This is a genomic window from Pseudomonas sp. BAV 4579, assembly GCF_009765395.1.
Lineage (GTDB): Bacteria > Pseudomonadota > Gammaproteobacteria > Pseudomonadales > Pseudomonadaceae > Chryseomonas > Chryseomonas aestiva.
Window position 1 is genome coordinate 88,232 of the sequence record NZ_WHOV01000024.1, and the last position, 16,559, is coordinate 104,790.

At 66.0% G+C, this 16,559-nt stretch carries 16 protein-coding genes, 1 other RNA gene and 1 pseudogene; 7 read left to right on the forward strand and 11 right to left on the reverse strand.

Annotated features, from left to right (window positions below; genetic code table 11):
• The first annotated feature begins 282 nt into the window (after nt 1–282).
• Nucleotides 283–1,023: an NPP1 family protein gene (locus GSQ95_RS07575; protein WP_158889382.1), complete on the forward strand. Its 741-nt coding sequence runs from the start codon at nt 283–285 to the stop codon at nt 1,021–1,023.
• 83 nt (nt 1,024–1,106) lie between these two features.
• On the opposite strand, the gene GSQ95_RS07580 is transcribed toward GSQ95_RS07575, so the two are convergent.
• Entirely contained in the window at nt 1,107–2,042 is a 936-nt protein-coding gene (locus GSQ95_RS07580; protein WP_158889380.1) for a DMT family transporter, read from the reverse strand.
• Nucleotides 2,043–2,180: 138 nt separating this feature from the next.
• Here GSQ95_RS07580 and GSQ95_RS07585 point away from each other — a divergent pair, with 138 nt between their 5' ends.
• On the forward strand, nt 2,181–2,684 hold the full coding sequence (locus tag GSQ95_RS07585; RefSeq protein WP_133862081.1) for an Lrp/AsnC family transcriptional regulator: 504 nt from the start codon (nt 2,181–2,183) through the stop codon (nt 2,682–2,684).
• A gap of 65 nt (nt 2,685–2,749) precedes the next feature.
• Here GSQ95_RS07585 and hrpB read toward each other — a convergent pair whose 3' ends face one another.
• Together hrpB and GSQ95_RS07595 are read right to left on the reverse strand one after the other, a co-directional pair.
• Entirely contained in the window at nt 2,750–5,254 is a 2,505-nt protein-coding gene (gene hrpB, locus GSQ95_RS07590; protein WP_158889378.1) for an ATP-dependent helicase HrpB, read from the reverse strand.
• 43 nt (nt 5,255–5,297) lie between these two features.
• A non-coding RNA gene (locus GSQ95_RS07595) (sX9 sRNA) lies at nt 5,298–5,389 on the reverse strand.
• 127 nt (nt 5,390–5,516) lie between these two features.
• Here GSQ95_RS07595 and GSQ95_RS07600 point away from each other — a divergent pair.
• From GSQ95_RS07600 to GSQ95_RS07610, 3 genes are all read left to right on the forward strand, one after another.
• On the forward strand, nt 5,517–5,942 hold the full coding sequence (locus GSQ95_RS07600) for a hypothetical protein (protein WP_017639149.1): 426 nt from the start codon (nt 5,517–5,519) through the stop codon (nt 5,940–5,942).
• Entirely contained in the window at nt 5,942–6,856 is a 915-nt protein-coding gene (locus GSQ95_RS07605) for a cation diffusion facilitator family transporter (RefSeq protein ID WP_158889376.1), read from the forward strand. The genes GSQ95_RS07600 and GSQ95_RS07605 overlap by 1 nt, the downstream gene beginning before the upstream one ends.
• A gap of 81 nt (nt 6,857–6,937) precedes the next feature.
• Nucleotides 6,938–8,467 (forward strand): apoptosis inducing factor family protein, encoded by a 1,530-nt coding sequence (locus GSQ95_RS07610; protein ID WP_158889374.1) that lies wholly within the window; start codon nt 6,938–6,940, stop codon nt 8,465–8,467.
• A 58-nt stretch (nt 8,468–8,525) separates the two neighbouring features.
• Here GSQ95_RS07610 and GSQ95_RS07615 read toward each other — a convergent pair.
• Nucleotides 8,526–8,771, reverse strand: a pseudogene (locus GSQ95_RS07615) (glycine betaine ABC transporter substrate-binding protein); the annotation flags it as partial.
• A 189-nt stretch (nt 8,772–8,960) separates the two neighbouring features.
• Between GSQ95_RS07615 and GSQ95_RS07620 the strand changes: the two are divergent.
• Both GSQ95_RS07620 and GSQ95_RS07625 read left to right on the forward strand, forming a co-directional pair.
• Nucleotides 8,961–9,452: a metallophosphoesterase family protein gene (locus GSQ95_RS07620; RefSeq protein ID WP_158889372.1), complete on the forward strand. Its 492-nt coding sequence runs from the start codon at nt 8,961–8,963 to the stop codon at nt 9,450–9,452.
• A gap of 10 nt (nt 9,453–9,462) precedes the next feature.
• Entirely contained in the window at nt 9,463–10,083 is a 621-nt protein-coding gene (locus tag GSQ95_RS07625; protein WP_158889370.1) for a flavin reductase family protein, read from the forward strand.
• Between the two features lie 59 nt (nt 10,084–10,142).
• On the opposite strand, the gene GSQ95_RS07630 is transcribed toward GSQ95_RS07625, so the two are convergent.
• From GSQ95_RS07630 to GSQ95_RS07660, 7 genes are all read right to left on the reverse strand, one after another.
• A complete protein-coding gene (locus GSQ95_RS07630) occupies nt 10,143–11,081 on the reverse strand; it encodes a glutathione S-transferase family protein (RefSeq protein WP_158889368.1) in 939 nt (312 codons plus the stop codon).
• Entirely contained in the window at nt 11,069–11,389 is a 321-nt protein-coding gene (locus tag GSQ95_RS07635; RefSeq protein WP_178118346.1) for a GIY-YIG nuclease family protein, read from the reverse strand. The genes GSQ95_RS07630 and GSQ95_RS07635 overlap by 13 nt, the downstream gene beginning before the upstream one ends.
• Before the next feature lie 2 nt (nt 11,390–11,391).
• The gene (gene pcsA / locus GSQ95_RS07640) at nt 11,392–12,084 is read right to left on the reverse strand and encodes a phosphatidylcholine synthase (protein ID WP_133862217.1); all 693 of its coding nucleotides are present in this window, start codon (nt 12,082–12,084) and stop codon (nt 11,392–11,394) included.
• Between the two features lie 264 nt (nt 12,085–12,348).
• Nucleotides 12,349–13,116 carry an amino acid ABC transporter ATP-binding protein gene (locus GSQ95_RS07645; RefSeq protein WP_039976153.1) on the reverse strand — a complete coding sequence of 256 codons (768 nt, stop codon included), beginning with the start codon at nt 13,114–13,116 and terminating at the stop codon, nt 12,349–12,351.
• A gap of 10 nt (nt 13,117–13,126) precedes the next feature.
• Nucleotides 13,127–14,227 carry an amino acid ABC transporter permease gene (locus GSQ95_RS07650; protein ID WP_158889366.1) on the reverse strand — a complete coding sequence of 367 codons (1,101 nt, stop codon included), beginning with the start codon at nt 14,225–14,227 and terminating at the stop codon, nt 13,127–13,129.
• 9 nt (nt 14,228–14,236) lie between these two features.
• Complete coding sequence (locus GSQ95_RS07655; RefSeq protein WP_158889364.1) at nt 14,237–15,424, reverse strand: amino acid ABC transporter permease; 1,188 nt, start codon at nt 15,422–15,424, stop codon at nt 14,237–14,239.
• A gap of 100 nt (nt 15,425–15,524) precedes the next feature.
• Nucleotides 15,525–16,490: an amino acid ABC transporter substrate-binding protein gene (locus tag GSQ95_RS07660; RefSeq protein WP_372241633.1), complete on the reverse strand. Its 966-nt coding sequence runs from the start codon at nt 16,488–16,490 to the stop codon at nt 15,525–15,527.
• Nucleotides 16,491–16,559 lie beyond the last annotated feature (69 nt).

A 16,559-nucleotide genomic window follows, 5' to 3' on the forward strand; every position in this document is an offset into this window, starting at 1 on the left:
TCTGGAGGTCTTGCCTAATCCTCTCGATCTGTACATTCCTGGCCAGGGCTTCGAGGACCTGCACTCATTCAGATCGGTTATCCCCCTGTCGCCTTAGGCCAAGGCTCCCTTTCTTCGGCCGCACCTGCCATTCAAGTGTCACCGCGGTTAAATAAAACCAACAAGCGCGCCAGGGAAAATCCCAGTGGACCAAGTTCGACTTGGTTGCCGATACAGTAACTTTCGGCAAGCACTACGCCTTCGAATAAACGCCAGCCCTACTACTTAGCGGAGAGATTCTTCATGAGCAGTAAGATCTCGCTATTGATGGTATCCACGACCCTCTGCCTGACGTCACCGGTATTCGCCGCCGTGATCAACCACGATCAGGTACAACAGATCCGTGCCGACGCCACCGCCGTCGAATACTACTATCAGCCGATGATTGCCGACGGTCCGGACTCCTGCAACAACTATCCGGCGGTGGATTCCGCGGGCAATGTCAGTGGCGGCCTGCATCCTTCGGGCGCTCCGGATGGGCATTGTCGCGGCACCAATGGCCAGGTCTATTCGCGCATGGCCGAATACTTCAAACACTGCGCGATCATGTATTCCTGGTATTTCCCCAAGGATCAGCCGCCGAACTATCTGGGCGCCGCCGGCGGCCATCGCCATGACTGGGAAGATATCGTCGTCTGGACCAGTGAGTGCAAAGTCGGCTCGCCCATATTGAAGATAGACTATTCCACCCACGGCAAATACCAGGTGAACTTCAATCCGCCCGCCTGGCGCGGCCGCAGCGGCTATCTCACCCAGGGCGTCCATCCCAAGGTCACCTATCATGCGACCTACAAGGGCTTCGCCGACCACTCTCCCGATGCCACCAACGACATGGGGCGCAGCCAGCCGCTGATCAGCTGGAGCCGGATGCCGGTACCCGCCAAGAACACCCTGAACAGCTATGACTTCGGCGCGGCAAACGTACCCTTCAAGGATGGCGGGGCCTTCTGGTCCAACCTGCAAAAGGCCTGGCAGACCCAGTGACCCGGTGGGGTAGCTGGGGCTCCCTGGCTGCGTGGCCGCAGGCGTCCAGCCAAGGATGTGCTGGCGACTGCGGAGACACCCCGCTAGCGACGCCCGGTCCGCGTAGCCAGGGCCGAGACCCCGACCCCCAGGATCACCAGACCGAGCCCGGCGAGAAACAGCGAGGAGACGGTCGCGCCAAACGCCAGACAGGAGAAGGCGGTACCCACGAGCGGCACCCCCAGGGTGAAATTCGACATGCCGAAGGTGGAGATCCTCCGCCCATGTTCCGCCGAGATGACGAAGCAGGCCGACGTCGCGATCGGACCGATGAACAACAGCGCCTCGACCAGCGTTCGATCCCAGACGATGGCGATCGGCGGTCCCTCGACGAGGTAGGCGGCAATCGCCAGGGGGATGGTGGCCAACAGCATCTGCCAGGGCGCCAGGAGCAGGGCCGGGGTCACCCAGCGGTGGCGCTTCACATGCAGGATGACGAACGCCCAGCTCACCGCCGCCAGCAGCAGGAAGGCCGCCCCCACGAGGGTGTCCGGCTGCGTCCAGTCGAGCTCTCCAGGAGAGCAGACCGCGACGACGCCCGCCATCCCCACCAGCAGCCCGGCAAGCTGCAGCCGGGTCGGCACTTCACGAAACAGCACCCAGGCCACGACCACGCACCACAGCGGCGTGGTGTAGGCCAGGAGCACGGCCTTGCTGGTGTCGACATGCACCATCGCCACCATGCCGAGTCCGGTGAAGGTCATCATCTGCAACAGGCCCACGCTGGCGACGATGGGCAGGTCCTGCCGGGTGGGCCGCCTGAGTTGCCCGCGCACGCCGAGATAGGCGAACAGGCAGAGCGCGGCGCTGGCGAATCTGAGGGTCGCCAGCCAGAGCGGCGGCACGCTGTGCAGGGCCAGCTTCGTCACCGGCCAGCTACTGCCCCACAGCAGCACCATGAGTCCCAGGCACAGGTAGGTGGAGGAGATGCCCAGGCCCTTGATGCGGCTTTTCGCCAGATGCTGGATTGAAACGCTCATGGTGCCACCCTGTCGCAAGCAGATTGCCTAGGGTCATGATGCGGCGACACCAGCGAAAAAACGCACCTATCTGTTCCTCTAAAAATAGAAGATGGGTAAGTTCTACCCACAAAATAAATAGTATAGGAAAATCTCACCATGAGCCGAGCGACGCTCGATGAGGCCAGCTTGCGTATCCTCGATGCGCTTCAGGAAAATGCGGAGCTCAGCAATGCGGAGCTGGCCGACATCGTGGGCCTTTCCGCTTCACCCTGCTGGCGACGCGTCGCGGAAATGAAGGAGCGTGGCGTCTTGCGCGGCGCCGTGACACTGGTCGATCCGGCAGCGCTCAACCTGGCCATCAACGTCTTCGTGCATGTGTCGCTCAAGCTTCAGGACAAGCAGTCCCTGGAGATCTTCACCAATGCGATCAAGGAACGCCCGGAAGTGATGGAGTGCTACCTCATGAGCGGCGAGGCGGACTTCATGTTGCGGGTGGTGAGCGAAGACCTGAGCAAATACCAGACGCTCCTGCTCGACTGCCTGACGTCGATCCCCGTCGTGGCCAGCATCAGATCGAGCTTTGCCCTGAGCCAGGTGAAATACACCACGGCCCTGCCCACCAATCATCTGCGAAAGCGTCCGGCCGGCAGCAACGGTTGAGCGTGCGGAGCGCCAGGCCAGCCAGGCGGCTGCGCCCCACGTTCTTGCCCGCGCCGGGATTTCGTTCACGTCCCCCGCGGCTTGGCTCGCGCCGTGGGTTCGGCGATCAAGGGATCGTCCGGCCAGTAGTGCTTGGGATAGCGGCCCTTGAGATCCTTCTTCACCTCGCCGTAGGTATTGGCCCAGAAACTGGCCAGGTCCTGGGTGACCTGCACCGGTCGCCGCGCGGGCGAGAGCAGGTGCAGCTTGACCGCCAGTCGTCCACCGGCGAGGCGCGGGGTGTCGGCCAGGCCGAACAGCTCCTGTAGCCGTACCGCCAGCACCGGCGGCTGCTCGCTGTAGTCCAGGCGGATGCTGGAACCGGAGGGCACCGCCAGGCTGCGCGGCGCCAGCTCGTCCAGCTGGCGTGGCAATGGCCAGGGCAGCAGGCCCTGCAGCATGGCGGCCAGGTCCAGAGTGGCGAAGTGGGCCAGCCGGGTGACGCGCTCCAGATAGGGCAGCAGCCAGACTTCCAGGCTGACCAGCAGGGCGGCGTCGCTCACCTCCGGCCAGTCGCTCGTCGGCTGCTGCTGCAGGTCCAGCTGGCGCAGCAGCGCCACCCGCGCCTGCCACTGGCGCAATTCCGGCGTCCAGGGCAGCAACTCCAGCCCCTTGCGCCGCACCAGCCCGAGCAGCGCCCGGCTGCGGGCGGCGGCGTCCAGATTCTTCAGCGGCTCGCGACTCAGCACCAGTTGGCCGATCCGCCGCTGGCGTTCGGCACGCAGCACCTTCTCGCGTTCGTCCCAGTCCAGTTCGTCGTGACTCACCACCTGCTCGGCCAGCGGCCCTTCGAACAGCGCTGGATCCAGTTCGGCGGCGAGGTAGATGCGCTCTTCGCGCTGCCCCTGGCGACTGCCCAGGTCGGCCACCACCAGCCAGGGCGATTTCATCAGCCCATCCGGCTCGCCAAAGCTGGCGGCCCGGCCATTGGCCAGGCGATAGTCCTGACCGCCGGTCTTGCGCTGCTGGGCGATGCGATCCGGATAGGCGCAGGCTAGCAAAGCGCCGGTCCAGCGCGGATGCTCGGGATCGGCCACCGGCTGCCCGGCCGGGCCGCGCAACAGGCCGCGATACTGGCGGATCAGCTGACGAATGCGCGCCACGCCACCGCGCGGACCCCGGCCTTCGCCCGCCAGCAGCAGGAGACGGGTGTGCAGATCGGCGCCCTGCCCCGGGGTCAGGTCGCGCTCGCCCAGCAGCGCGGCGATCTCGCAGGCGCGCTCGGCCAGGCCCCAGGCCTGACCGCGCAACAGCAGGTGGGCCAGCCGCGGATGGGCCGGCAGGCCGCTCATGGCCTGGCCGTGAGGCGTGAGCACGCCCTGGTCGTCCAGGGCGCCCAGCCGCAGCAGCAGATCGCGCGCCTGGGCCAGGGCGGCAGCGGGCGGCGGATCGAGCCAGGCCAGCTCCTCGGCGTTCATGCCCCAGCGCGCCAGTTGCAGGGCCAGACCAGCCAGATCGGCCTGGAGGATCTCGGCGCTGTCATAGGCCGGCAGCTGCTGATGCAGCTCTTCCGACCAGAGTCGATAGCAGACCCCCGGTTCCAGGCGGCCGGCGCGGCCCTGGCGCTGGGTCGCCGAGGCACGGGAGATGCGGCGGGTGGTCAGGCGGGTCATGCCGCTGCCGGGATCGAAGGCCGGCACGCGCGCCAGGCCCGCGTCCACCACCACCCGCACCCCTTCGATGGTCAGGCTGGTCTCGGCGATGTTGGTGGCCAGCACCACCTTGCGGCTACCCGCCGGCGCCGGCTCGATGGCCGCACGCTGGGCGGCCAGTTCCAGCTCGCCGTGCAGCGGACAGAGCAATACCCCCGCGGGCAGTTGCTCCGCCAGGCGCTCGGCGGTGCGGCGGATCTCCGCCTGGCCGGGCAGAAAGACCAGCAGGCTGCCGGCCTCCTCGTCCAGTGCCTGCAGCACCGTGGCGGCCACCCGCGTCTCCAGGCGCTCGTCCTGGCCGAGCGGCCGGCTCCAGCGGGTCGTCACCGGAAACATGCGCCCCTCGCTGCGCACCACCGGCGCTCCGCCCAGCAAGGCAGCCAGGCGTTCGCCTTCCAGGGTGGCCGACATCACCAGCAGCTTGAGCGGGGTGTCACGCAGCAGTTCGCGGCCGCTCAGGGTCAGCGCCAGGGCCAGGTCGGCGTCCAGGCTGCGCTCGTGGAATTCGTCGAAGATCACCAGGCCGATGCCCTCCAGCGCCGGATCGTCCTGCAGGCGGCGGGTGAGGATGCCCTCGGTGACCACCTCGATACGGGTGCGCGGCCCGACCCGGCTCTCCAGGCGGATGCGATAGCCCACCGTCTCGCCGACGCCTTCGCCCAGCTCCGCGGCCAGGCGCTCGGCGGCGGCGCGCGCCGCCAGCCGGCGCGGCTCCAGCAGCAGGATGCGCTGGCCGGCCAGCCAGGGTTCCTGCAACAGCGCCAGGGGCACCCGGGTGGTCTTGCCGGCGCCGGGCGGCGCTTCCAGCACGCAGTCATCGCGGTGGGCGAGGGCCTGGCGCAGCTCGGGCAGGACAACATCGATGGGCAAGGGCGTCATTGGGCACGGCCGGTGGTCTCAACGGGGCGGGCAGTATAAGAGCGGCTAACAAAATGTAGCGAGCGGCTGTCAGGCAGGTGCGCGCGGCGCGCAGGAAGCGCGCCGGGCTCGCGTTCGAGTGTACGAGTGGTACATGAGGATTCCGAGCACTGCACGCGCCTGTATGGCAGACGCGCAGTAGTTTTGTTTGTCGCTCTAAAGCGTCTCGCCCGCCGTGATTCCGGCCGCTATAGTGGCGGCCTCATCCAACCGGAGGTTGTCTATGTCGATGCGTACCCGCGCGGTGTGTGGCGTCCTCGCCGCCGCCCTGTTCACCCAGCTGACCGCTTGCGGTTCGCTGTTCTATCCCGAGCGCCGCGGCCAAATCACCGGCAGTGGCCGGATCGATCCGGGCATCGTCGCCCTCGATGCCATCGGTCTGCTGTTCTACATCATTCCCGGCCTGATCGCCTTTGGCGTGGACTTCGCCACCGGCGCCATCTACCTGCCCGACAACAAGCGCGCCGAGGTTGATCCCAGCGAGCTGAACAAGGCGGTCAACCCGGATGGCAGCGTTGATCGCGCGCGCCTCAAGGCCATCATCCAGCAGGCCACCGGCCACAACCTGCCGCTGGACGATCCGCGCCTGCTGCAGCGCAGCGGCAGCAACGAGCAGCTCGCCAGCCTGGGTCTCGCCCCGCGCGCCTGATGAGCGACCCGCACGGCACCGAGCGGCTCCTGCGTCGCGCCACCGCCGCCTCGGTGGCGGTGGCGACGACGCTGATCCTGGCCAAGGCCGTGGCCTGGTGGTTCAGTGGCTCGGTCAGTCTGCTCGCCGGCCTGACCGACTCGCTGCTCGATGGCCTGGCCTCGATCTTCAACCTGCTGGCAGTGCACTACGCCCTCAAGCCGGCGGACGACGACCACCGCTATGGCCATGGCAAGGCCGAGTCCCTGGCCGGCATCGCCCAGGCGGTCTTCATCGGCGTCAGCGCCGTGCTCATCGCCTGGCAGGCCATCGGGCGGCTGCAGCAACCCGAACCCTTGGGCGCCCATGCCCTGGGCATCGCCGTCACCCTGTTTTCCCTGGCCCTGACCGCCGTACTGGTGGCCTATCAGCAGCACGTCATCCGCCTCACCGACTCCACGGTGGTCCGCGCCGACGCCCTGCACTATCGCTCCGATCTGCTGCTCAATGTCGGCATCCTGATCGCCCTGGCACTGACCGGCTTCGGCTGGTACTGGCTGGATCCGCTGTTCGGCCTGGCCATCGCCCTCTACATCCTCTGGAGCGCATACGGCATCGCCCGCGATTCCTTTGGCGTGCTGATGGACCAGGAACTGCCCGCCGACATCAGCGAGCACATGCTGCAGCTGGCCTGCCAGGTCCCGGGGGTGGAAGGTGCCCACGACCTGCGCACCCGCCTCTCCGGCAATCACTGGTTCGTGCAACTGCACCTGGAGCTGCCGGGCGAGATGAGCCTGTCCCGTGCCCATGTGCTGTGCGACGAGGTGGAAGCCGCCATCCGCGCCGAGTATCCCCAGGCCGAGGTGCTGGTCCACGCCGATCCGTTGGACGCACCCGACGTTCCGCACCGTCATCCGCTGCCGCCCGCCCCCTGAGCGGAACCCGGCGCCGCTGCGCTCTCTCGAATCTGCTGAGCCTGTTTCGAGAGAGCGCCCCAGACGGCGCCGGAGTCCACCATGAAAACCATGCACCCGGTCGCGCATCTTGCCGACCTGCGCGAAGACCGCGGTACCGCGGTCGAGATCGAAGGCACCGCAATCCTGCTGCTGCGCGTCGGTGACGAGGTACGCGCCTTCCAGGCGCAGTGCCCCCACGCCGGGGCGCCGCTGGCCGAGGGTGCGGTCTGCCAGGGCCGCCTGGTCTGTCCCTGGCACAAGGCGAGTTTCGCCGTCGACGATGGCCGCCTCTGCGAACCACCGGCACTGGATGCCTTGCAACGCTATCCGGTGGACGTGCGCGACGGCGAGGTGCTGGTCGGAACCGAGCCCCTGCCCGCGCAGACGGCGGAGCCCCAGTCCGACGATCGCCTGTTCATCGTCGTCGGTGCGGGCGCCGCGGGCACCGCCGCAGCGGCGGCCCTGCGCGAATTCGGTTTTGGCGGCCGCCTGCTGTTGATCGGCCGCGAACCGGATGAGCCCTATGACCGGACCGCCCTGTCCAAATTCGTCCTCCAGGGCGACAAGGCCCCCGATGAAGCCCCACCGCTGCGCGAGGCCGACTTCTTCCGCCAGCAGCGCATCGAACGCCTGCACGCCGAGGTGGCGCGCCTGGATCCCCAGCTCCGCCAGCTGGAACTCGCCAACGGCCAGACCCTGAACTACGACGGCTGCGTGCTCGCCACCGGTGGCGAACCCAGGCCCCTTGACGTGCCCGGTGCCGAGCTCAGGGGCGTCCACCTGCTGCGGACCCGCGCCGACGCGGCCGCCATCCTGGCCAATCTGCCTGAAGAAGGCCGCGTGGTGATCGTCGGCGCCAGCTTCATCGGTCTGGAAGCCGCCTCCGCTCTGCGCAAGCAGGGCCTGGCGGTGGACGTGGTTTCCCCCGTTTCCCTGCCCTTCATCAAGCAGATGGGCGAGACCCTCGGCCAGCATTTCAAGACCCTGCACGAAGCCAATGGCGTGACCTTCCATGCTCCCAACGAGGTGGTGGGCTTTGCCGGCGACGACCAGGTGCGCCAGGTCAGCCTCAAGGACGGCACCCACCTGTCCGCCGACCTGGTCCTGGTGGGTACCGGCATCGCCCCGGCGACCGCCTTCCTGGCCAACCTGCCTCTGGCCGAAGACGGCAGCGTCCCGGTGGATACCCAGCTCCAGGCGACCGCGGACCTCTACGCCGTTGGCGATCTGGCCACCTTTCCCCATGCCGGCCAACCCGCCCGCATCGAACACTGGCGGCTGGCCCAGCAACACGGCCGCCTGGCGGCGCGCAATCTGCTCGGCCACGCCGAGAGCTACGCGGACGTGCCCTTCTTCTGGACCCTGCATCACGGCAAGCGCTACGAATACCTCGGTCATCCCCGCCAGTGGGACGACATGCACCTCGACGGCAGCCTGGGCGACCAGACCTTCGTCGCCCTGCTGCTGGCCGAAGACCGGGTGGTCGGCGTCGTGGCTTGCCAGCGGGAGCGCGCCACCGCGGTGCTGAGCCAGCTGATGCGCCAGCCACTGTCGCGCGCCCGCGCCCTGGACGTCCTGGCAACGTCCTGAGCGGGAACGACCCGGACGCACCTGCGGGACAGAGGCGTTCCGGTAGGTCCGTGGCGTCTCAGTTCTTTGCGTTGAACATGTCGGCAAACAGCTGCCTGTGGGCCGCGTAGTAATCGGCCACGACCTTGTCGGCAGAACTGTCACGCGCCTGAGGCATCAGCTGCTGCAGGTCGCCGGCCGGCAGGTGGTAGTGGGCGAAGAAGGTAGCGACCTGCGGGTACTCGGCAGGGAATTCCTTGCGCGCCATGGCATGTATCTGCTCCGCCGTACCGAAGACCCCCTTGGGATCGTCGCGATAGCGCAGCCTTTTGCCCAGCCGGGCGCCACGGCGCGCTAGGCACGGGAGGACAGCCGCTCCTCGAATCGCGCGGACCACCGCCCAGCGTTTCGCTTCCGCGTAGAACTCCTGGGGGTCCGGACACCTCTCAACTGAAGCGTCAGCCCCGTGATCGATGGCGATCCCGCTGAAGGTCTTGAGAGACACCGAGCCCCCATGAATGCCCCCCTAGCCACCGCACCTCGCCCCTATCGCATCGGCCTGATCGCCGATACCCACGGCCTGCTCCGGCCCCAGGCCCTGGAAGCCCTGGCCAGCAGCGACTTCATCCTGCACGCCGGAGACATCGGCAAGCCCGAGATCCTCGACGCCCTGCGCGAGCTGGCGCCGCTGGTGGTGGTCCGCGGCAACAACGACGACCTGCCCTGGGCCGACGACATCCCGGAGCGCGTCACCCTGACCCTGGCCGGCGTCGACATCCACATGCTGCATATCCTGCCCGAGCTGGATCTGGCGGCCGCCGGCGCCATGGTGCGGGTGGTGGTCAGCGGGCACTCGCACAAGCCGCTGATCGAAGAGCGCGCTGGCGTACTCTACATAAACCCCGGCAGCGCTGGCCCACGGCGCTTTCGGCTGCCGATCAGCGTTGGCCGCCTGACCCTGAATGCCGGCCAGATCCAGGCCGAGATCCTGGAACTCACCCCCTGAAGGAATCCCGATGAGCATCGATTACCACTTCTACGAACCCAGCCAGGGCCACGGCCTGCCCCATGACCCCTTCAACGCCATCATCGCACCCCGTCCCATCGGCTGGATCTCCTCCCATAGCGAAAGCGGCGTTCTCAACCTGGCGCCCTACAGCTTCTTCAATGCCTTCAACTACAAGCCCCCGCTGATCGGCTTTTCCAGCCAGGGCTACAAGGACAGCGTGGCCAATATCGAGCGCACCGGCGAGTTCGTCTGGAATCTGGCCACCCGTGAACTGGCCGAGGAGATGAACACCAGCAGCGCCATGGTCGGGCCCGAGGTGGACGAATTCGCCCTGGCTGGCCTCGAACCCGCCCCCTCCATTGTCGTCAAGGTGCCGCGGGTCGCCCGCGCCCAGGTGGCCTTCGAATGCAGGCTGAGCCAGGTCGTCCGCCTCAAGACCGCTGCCGGGGACGAACTGGATCAGTGGCTGGTGCTGGGCGAGGTGGTCGCCGCCCATATCGACAAGCGCCTGCTCAAGGACGGCATCTACCAGACTGCCGCGGCTCGTCCCATCGTCCGTGGCGGTGGCCCCGCCGACTATTTCGAGATCACCGAGGCCGCACTGTTCCGCATGCGTCGTCCCGACTGAGCGATCGGCCCTGGAATGCAAAACGGCGCCCTGGGGCGCCGTTTTGCATTCCAGGCTCACTAGCCCGCGGCGCTGACGCGAAAATTCAGTCGCGGGAAATGCACCTGGAGCGCCCCCAGCTGCGCGTCGTGGCGACGGATCACCAGAGCTTCGCTGTCGGCATGCACCAGTTCGCCCACGACGGGATCCACCCCATAGTCGGTCGCCGCCACGCTCACCCGGTCACCCCAGGCGAAGCCTTCCACGGCAACGGCCTGGTCGCGCGGCAAGGCCAGCGGCCCCGCGGCCCTGGCGATCTCCAGCGCCTCGGCGGCGCAGAGTTCCTCATGGGTACCATGCCCGAAACCCAGCACCCGGGCGAACCAGGCGGCGATCTCGGGACGCTCGTCGATCAGGGGCGCCAGTTGTGGTGTGCTCTTGAGAAACCAGAAGTTGTGCGCCAGGGCGATGTCGGCCAGCGAAGGCGCGCCGAAGAGGAATTCGCCAGCGCTGCGCTTGAGCTGGGTTTCCAGTCGAGTCAACAGGGTCGGCAGCTGTTGCCGGGCCTGCTCGGGTGTCAGACGACTCAGGCTGCCACCACTGAACAGCGCCTTGCGGTCATTCATGAAGGCCTGGGCCTGCTCCGGCGGCAGACTGGCCAGGCGCGGTCCCATGATCTCCGGCTGGAACATCAGCGCCACCGCATGCTGGAACAGTACCGAATCCGCCCAGCCGGCAAAGGCGGCCACGACCGCTTCCTGACCTTCCGGAAACAGCGCCGGCACCGCCTTCTCTGCCTCCAGCCGGCGGGCGATCAGCGCCGTGTCGCAATAGACATCGGCCCCCACCTGCAGCACCGGGGTCTTGCGATAGCCGCCGGTGAGCGCCACCAGCTCGGGCTTGGGCAGCATCCGCGGAATGATCACCGACCGCCAGGCCAGCCCCTTGAAACCCAGCAGCAGGCGCGCCTTCTCGGCGAAGGGCGATTGCCAATAGTGATGCAGAATCAGCTCGGACATGACAGCACTCCTGAATCAGCCACGGGCGAGGTGCCGGACGGGGCCAGCACCAGGGCTTCCTTGGCTCGTTTGGGTAGCTTCTTGATCTGGATTTCGCGGCGCAGGGCGGCCGACTTGTCGCCGCAGGCTTCCACATAGACCAGTGCCTGGGCCGGGCTGGAAGCGAAGAAGCGGGCACCGCGGCCACTGCGGTGCTGGGCGAAACGACGCTCGGGATCATCGCTGATGCCGCAATAGAGCGCCTGATTCTCGGCGCGCACCAGGTAGACATACCAGGTGCGCGCGGGTGGCAGGGGGTCGTCGCTCACCGTCAGGCGAACCACTCCCGGGCGGTACGCCAGACGCACACGCCGACGAAGTAGATGCCGCTGGCGAACCAGAGAACCATCAGCCACAGCGGCTTGTCGGGATGCACGAACACCATCATGGCGCTGCTGAGTAGCCAGATGGAGGTCACGGCGATGTTCAAGGCCATCAGCTGACGCACGCGGAAGGGATGCAGGAACTTGACCCGGGTCAGGGTCAGGGCGGCCAGCACCAGCACCACCGCCATGCTGAACCAGGGCGCCAGATCCAGCACGTAGAAATACAGCGCCACCACGTTCCAGGCCGCAGGAAAGCCGACGAAATAGTTGTCGGCACTCTTCATGTTCACATTGCAGAAACAGAACAGCGACGACAATAGGATGATGCCCACCGCCACCAGCTCGAAGTGCGGCGGCAAGGGAACGAAGCGATAGATGAAGATCGCCGGAATGAACACATAGGTCAGGTAGTCGACCACCAGGTCCAGCGCGGAGCCGTCGAAATGGGGCAGGACCCGCTTGACTTCGAACTTGCGCGCCAGGGTGCCGTCGAGCCCGTCGACGAGTAGGGCGATGCCGAGCCACATCAGGCAACCCTTGGGTTGACCGTCGACCAGAGCGAGCAGCGCCAGAAGCGCGAGGATCACGCCACTGGAGGTCACCGCATGGGCGCCCCAGGCCTTGGCTTTTGTCAGCATGAGCGGATGGGAAATGGAGTTCACGGGCGTCTCTCTATGATGACGGCTTCGACTGTCTAGCGCACCGCCTGTTCTGGCAATACGCTACGAAATCGACAATGAAGCCGGTGAACGGCAAGGCGGGCCTTGACCGCCGACCCCGGAAACCGGGCGCCAAACATCGAGGATACCGCGCCTTGCCGTCCTTTGCCCGCCTTCCCGCCGAACGCCCGTGACTGGGTTCGCAGGACGACCGGGGCGGAGCACGTCCGCCCCGGTCGCTTCCTAGTGCAGGATCTGGCCGAGGAAGAGCCGTGTGCGCTCGTTCTGCGGGTTGTCGAAGAACTGGTCCGGCGCGGCCTGTTCGACGATCTCGCCCTTGTCCATGAAGATCACCCGATTGGCCACGGTGCGGGCAAAGCCCATCTCGTGGGTCACGCAGAGCATGGTCATGCCGTCCTGGGCCAGACCGATCATGGTGTCCAGCACCTCCTTCACCATTTCCGGATCGAGCGCCGAGGTCGGCTCATCGAACAGCATGATGCGCGGCTGCATGCACAGCGCCCGGGCGATGGCCACGCGCTGTTGCTGGCCGCCGGACAGCTGGCCCGGAAACTTGTTGGCCTGCTCGGGAATGCGCACCCGCTGCAGGTAGTGCATGGCGATCTCTTCGGCCTGCTTCTTCGGCAGCTTGCGCACCCACATGGGCGCCAGGGTGCAGTTCTGCAGCACTGTCAGGTGCGGGAAGAGGTTGAAGTGCTGGAACACCATGCCGACTTCGCTGCGAATGGTCTCGATCTGCTTGAGATCGTTGGTCAGCTCGGTACCGTCGACGATGATCTGCCCCTTCTGGTGCTCTTCCAGGCGATTGATGCAGCGGATGGTGGTGGACTTGCCCGAGCCGGACGGTCCGCACAGCACGATGCGCTCGCCCTGGGTAACGGTCAGGTTGATGTCCTTGAGCACGTGGAACTGGCCGTACCACTTGTTCACGTCCTTGAGCTGGATCATGACCTTGCTGCTGTCGACCGGCTGCTTGTTGCTTACATTCATCTATTGACTCCTAACGCTTGTGGCCGGTGTTCAGCTTGCGCTCCAGACGGGCGGAGTAGCTGGACATGGCGAAACAGAAGATCCAGAAGACCAGGGCGGCGAACACATAGCCTTCGGTGGACAGACCAGGCCAGGCCGGGTCGGAGGTGGCGCGCTTGATGCTGTTGAGCAGGTCGAACAGGCCGATGATGACCACCAGGCTCGAATCCTTGAACAGCGCGATGAAGGTGTTGACGATGCCCGGGATCACCAGCTTGAGCGCCTGCGGCAGGATCACCAGGCCGGTGGTCCGCCAGTAGCCCAGGCCCATGGCGGCGGCGGCTTCGTACTGCCCCTTGGGAATGGCCTGCATGCCACCTCGTACCACCTCGGCGATATAGGCCGCCTCGAAGATGATCACCATGACGATGGCGCGCAGCAGCTTGTCCAGGTTCATGCCATCGGGCAGGAACAGCGGCAGCATCACCGACGACAGGAACAGCACCGTGATCAGCGGGATCCCCCGCCAGAACTCGATCATGGTCACGCAGATGACCTTGATCGCCGGCAGCTTGGAACGCCGCCCCAGGGCCAGCAGGATGCCCAGCGGCAAGGCGCCGACGATCCCCACCGCGGCGATCACCACGGTCAGCATCAGGCCGCCCCACTCGCTGGAGGGCACCACGCGCAGACCGAAGCCGCCATACAGCAGCCAGAAGGCCACCAGCGGATAGATCACCAGCAGCGCCAGGCCGTAACGGGCCTTGTGCTTGAAGCTGTCGAGGAACAGCGGGATGGCGCCGACCACGGCGATCACCACGGTCAGATCCACGCGCCAGCGCTGATCACCGGGGTAGAAGCCGTACATGAACTGGCCGAAGCGCTCCTTGATGAACACCCAGCAGGCACCACCTGGCACGCAATCGGCACGGGTGCTGCCGCTCCAGGTGGCATTGATGAAGGCCCAGTTCACCACCGGCGGCACGATCAGCCAGACGAGGTAGAGACCGAACAGGGTCAGGAGGGTATTGCCGATGCTGGAAAACAGGTTGCCCCGAATCCAGGCCAGGACACCGACGCTGGAAGGCGGCGGCGGCAGGTCCGGTTTGAAAGTATGGGTCTGGTTACTCATACGCGCTCCTTAACGCTCGATCAGCGCGATGCGCTTGTTGTACCAGTTCATCAGGATGCTGATGCTGATGCTGATGGCCAGGTACACGCTCATGGTGATGGCCATGGTCTCGATGGCCTGACCGGTCTGGTTCAGAACGGTGCCGGCGAACAGCGCCACCATCTCCGGATAGCCGACGGCGGCACCCAGCGACGAGTTCTTCATCAGGTTCAGATACTGGTTGGTCAGCGGCGGAATGATCACCCGCAAGGCCTGGGGAATGATCACCAGCCGCAGGGTCAGACCCGGACGCAGCCCCAGCGAACTGGCCGCCTCGGTCTGACCGTGGCTGACCGCCTGGATGCCGCCGCGCACCGTCTCGCCGATGAAGGCCGCGGTGTAGACCGACAGGGCCAGCGCCAGGGACACCAGCTCGGGAATGATCACCCAGCCGCCGCGCAGGTTGAAGCCCTGCAGTTCCGGCACCTCCCAGTGCAACGGCCGGCCGAAGATCAGGGCTGCCAGCAGCGGGATCCCGATCAGCAGCGCCAGTACGGTCCACAGCACCGGGAAGCGCTGGCCCGTGGCATGTCGCCGCTTGCGCGCCCAGCGCACCACCACCACGCTGGCGACGATGGCGATCAGCAGCGCGATCAAGCCGGGCAGGAACCCGGCATCGGCGATCGGCGCGGGCATGTACAGACCGCGATTGTTGACGAAGAAGGCTTCGCCCAGGCTCAGACTCTGGCGCGGACCTGGCAGGGGCGCGAGCACGGCGAAATAGAAGAAGAAGATCAGCAGCAGCGGGGGAATGTTGCGGAAGGTCTCGATGTAGACCGTGGCGACCTTGCGCAGCAGCCAGTTGTTCGACAGCCGCGCCACACCCACGGTGAAACCGATGATGGTCGCCAGGAAGATACCGATGACCGACACCAGCAGGGTGTTGAGCAGTCCGACCAGGAAGACCCGCCCGTAGGTGTCGCCTTCGCTGTAGGGAATCAGGTGCTGGGGAATGCCGAAGCCGGCGGTATTGTTCAGGAAGCCGAAGCCGGAGGTGATACCCCGGTTGGCGAGATTGGCCTGGGTGTTGGTGAACAGGAACCAGCCGAAGGCCACGACGGCGACCACGGCCACGATCTGGAACAGCCAGGAGCGTGCCTGCGGATCGGTGAGCAGAGACCCACGGACCGGCGAGGACGGTTTGCTAACGTTTTGCATCTACTAGAAGCCTCATTAAATTCTCGCCCCACAGCGCGAGGAACGCTGCAGGGCGAGAATCTGCACATCCGGAAGGTGGTCGGCGACTAAGGCGCCGAGATCAACGGACCGGCGGGGCGTACTGCAGACCGCCTGCATTCCACAGGGCGTTGAGGCCACGCTTGATCTTCAGATCGCTGCCCATGCCGACGTTGCGCTCGAAGACTTCGCCGTAGTTGCCGACCTGCTTGACGATTTGCACCGCCCAGTCTTTCGGCAGCTTCAGATCCTTGCCGAATTCGCCATCGGCACCCAGCAGACGCCGTACGTCAGGGTTCTTGGAGTCCTTGGCCTGGGCCTCGACGTTGGCGGCGGTCAGACCCAGCTCTTCGGCGTTGACCAGGGCGAACAGCGACCACTTGACCACGGTCAGCCAGTCCTCGTCACCACGACGGACGGCCGGTGCCAGGGGCTCCTTGGAGATCACTTCGGGCAGCACGACATAGTCGTCGGGCTTGGACAGCTTGTTGCGCTGGGCGTACAGCTGCGACTGGTCGGAGGTCAGGACGTCACAACGACCCGCTTCCAGCGATTTGGCGCTCTCGTCCGAGGTGCTGTAGGTGATAGGGGTGAACTTCATGCCGTTGGAACGGAAGTAGTCGGCCAGGTTGAGTTCGGTGGTGGTACCGGCCTGGATGCACACGGTGGCGCCGTCCAGTTCCTTGGCGCTCTTCACGCCCAGCTTCTTGTTCACCAGGAAGCCCTGGCCGTCATAGTAGGTGACGCCGGCGAAGATCAGGCCCATGCCGCCATCGCGGGAGCTGGTCCAGGTGGTGTTGCGCGACAGCACGTCGATCTCGCCGGATTGCAGCGCGGTGAAGCGCTCCTTGGCGGTCAGGGGAGTGAAACGAACCTTGGTGGAGTCACCGAAGACCGCAGCGGCCACGGCGCGGCAGACGTCGACGTCGATGCCTTTGTAGTCACCCTTGGAATCGGTGTAGGAGAAGCCCGGCAGGCCATCGCTGACGCCGCATTGCACGAAACCTTTGTTCTTCACCGCATCCAGGGTAGCGCCTGCGTGAGCCATGCCGGACAGGCCAAAAGCAGCGGCGGTGGTCAGAATTGCCAGGGTAGACTCTGTCTCTTATACACATCT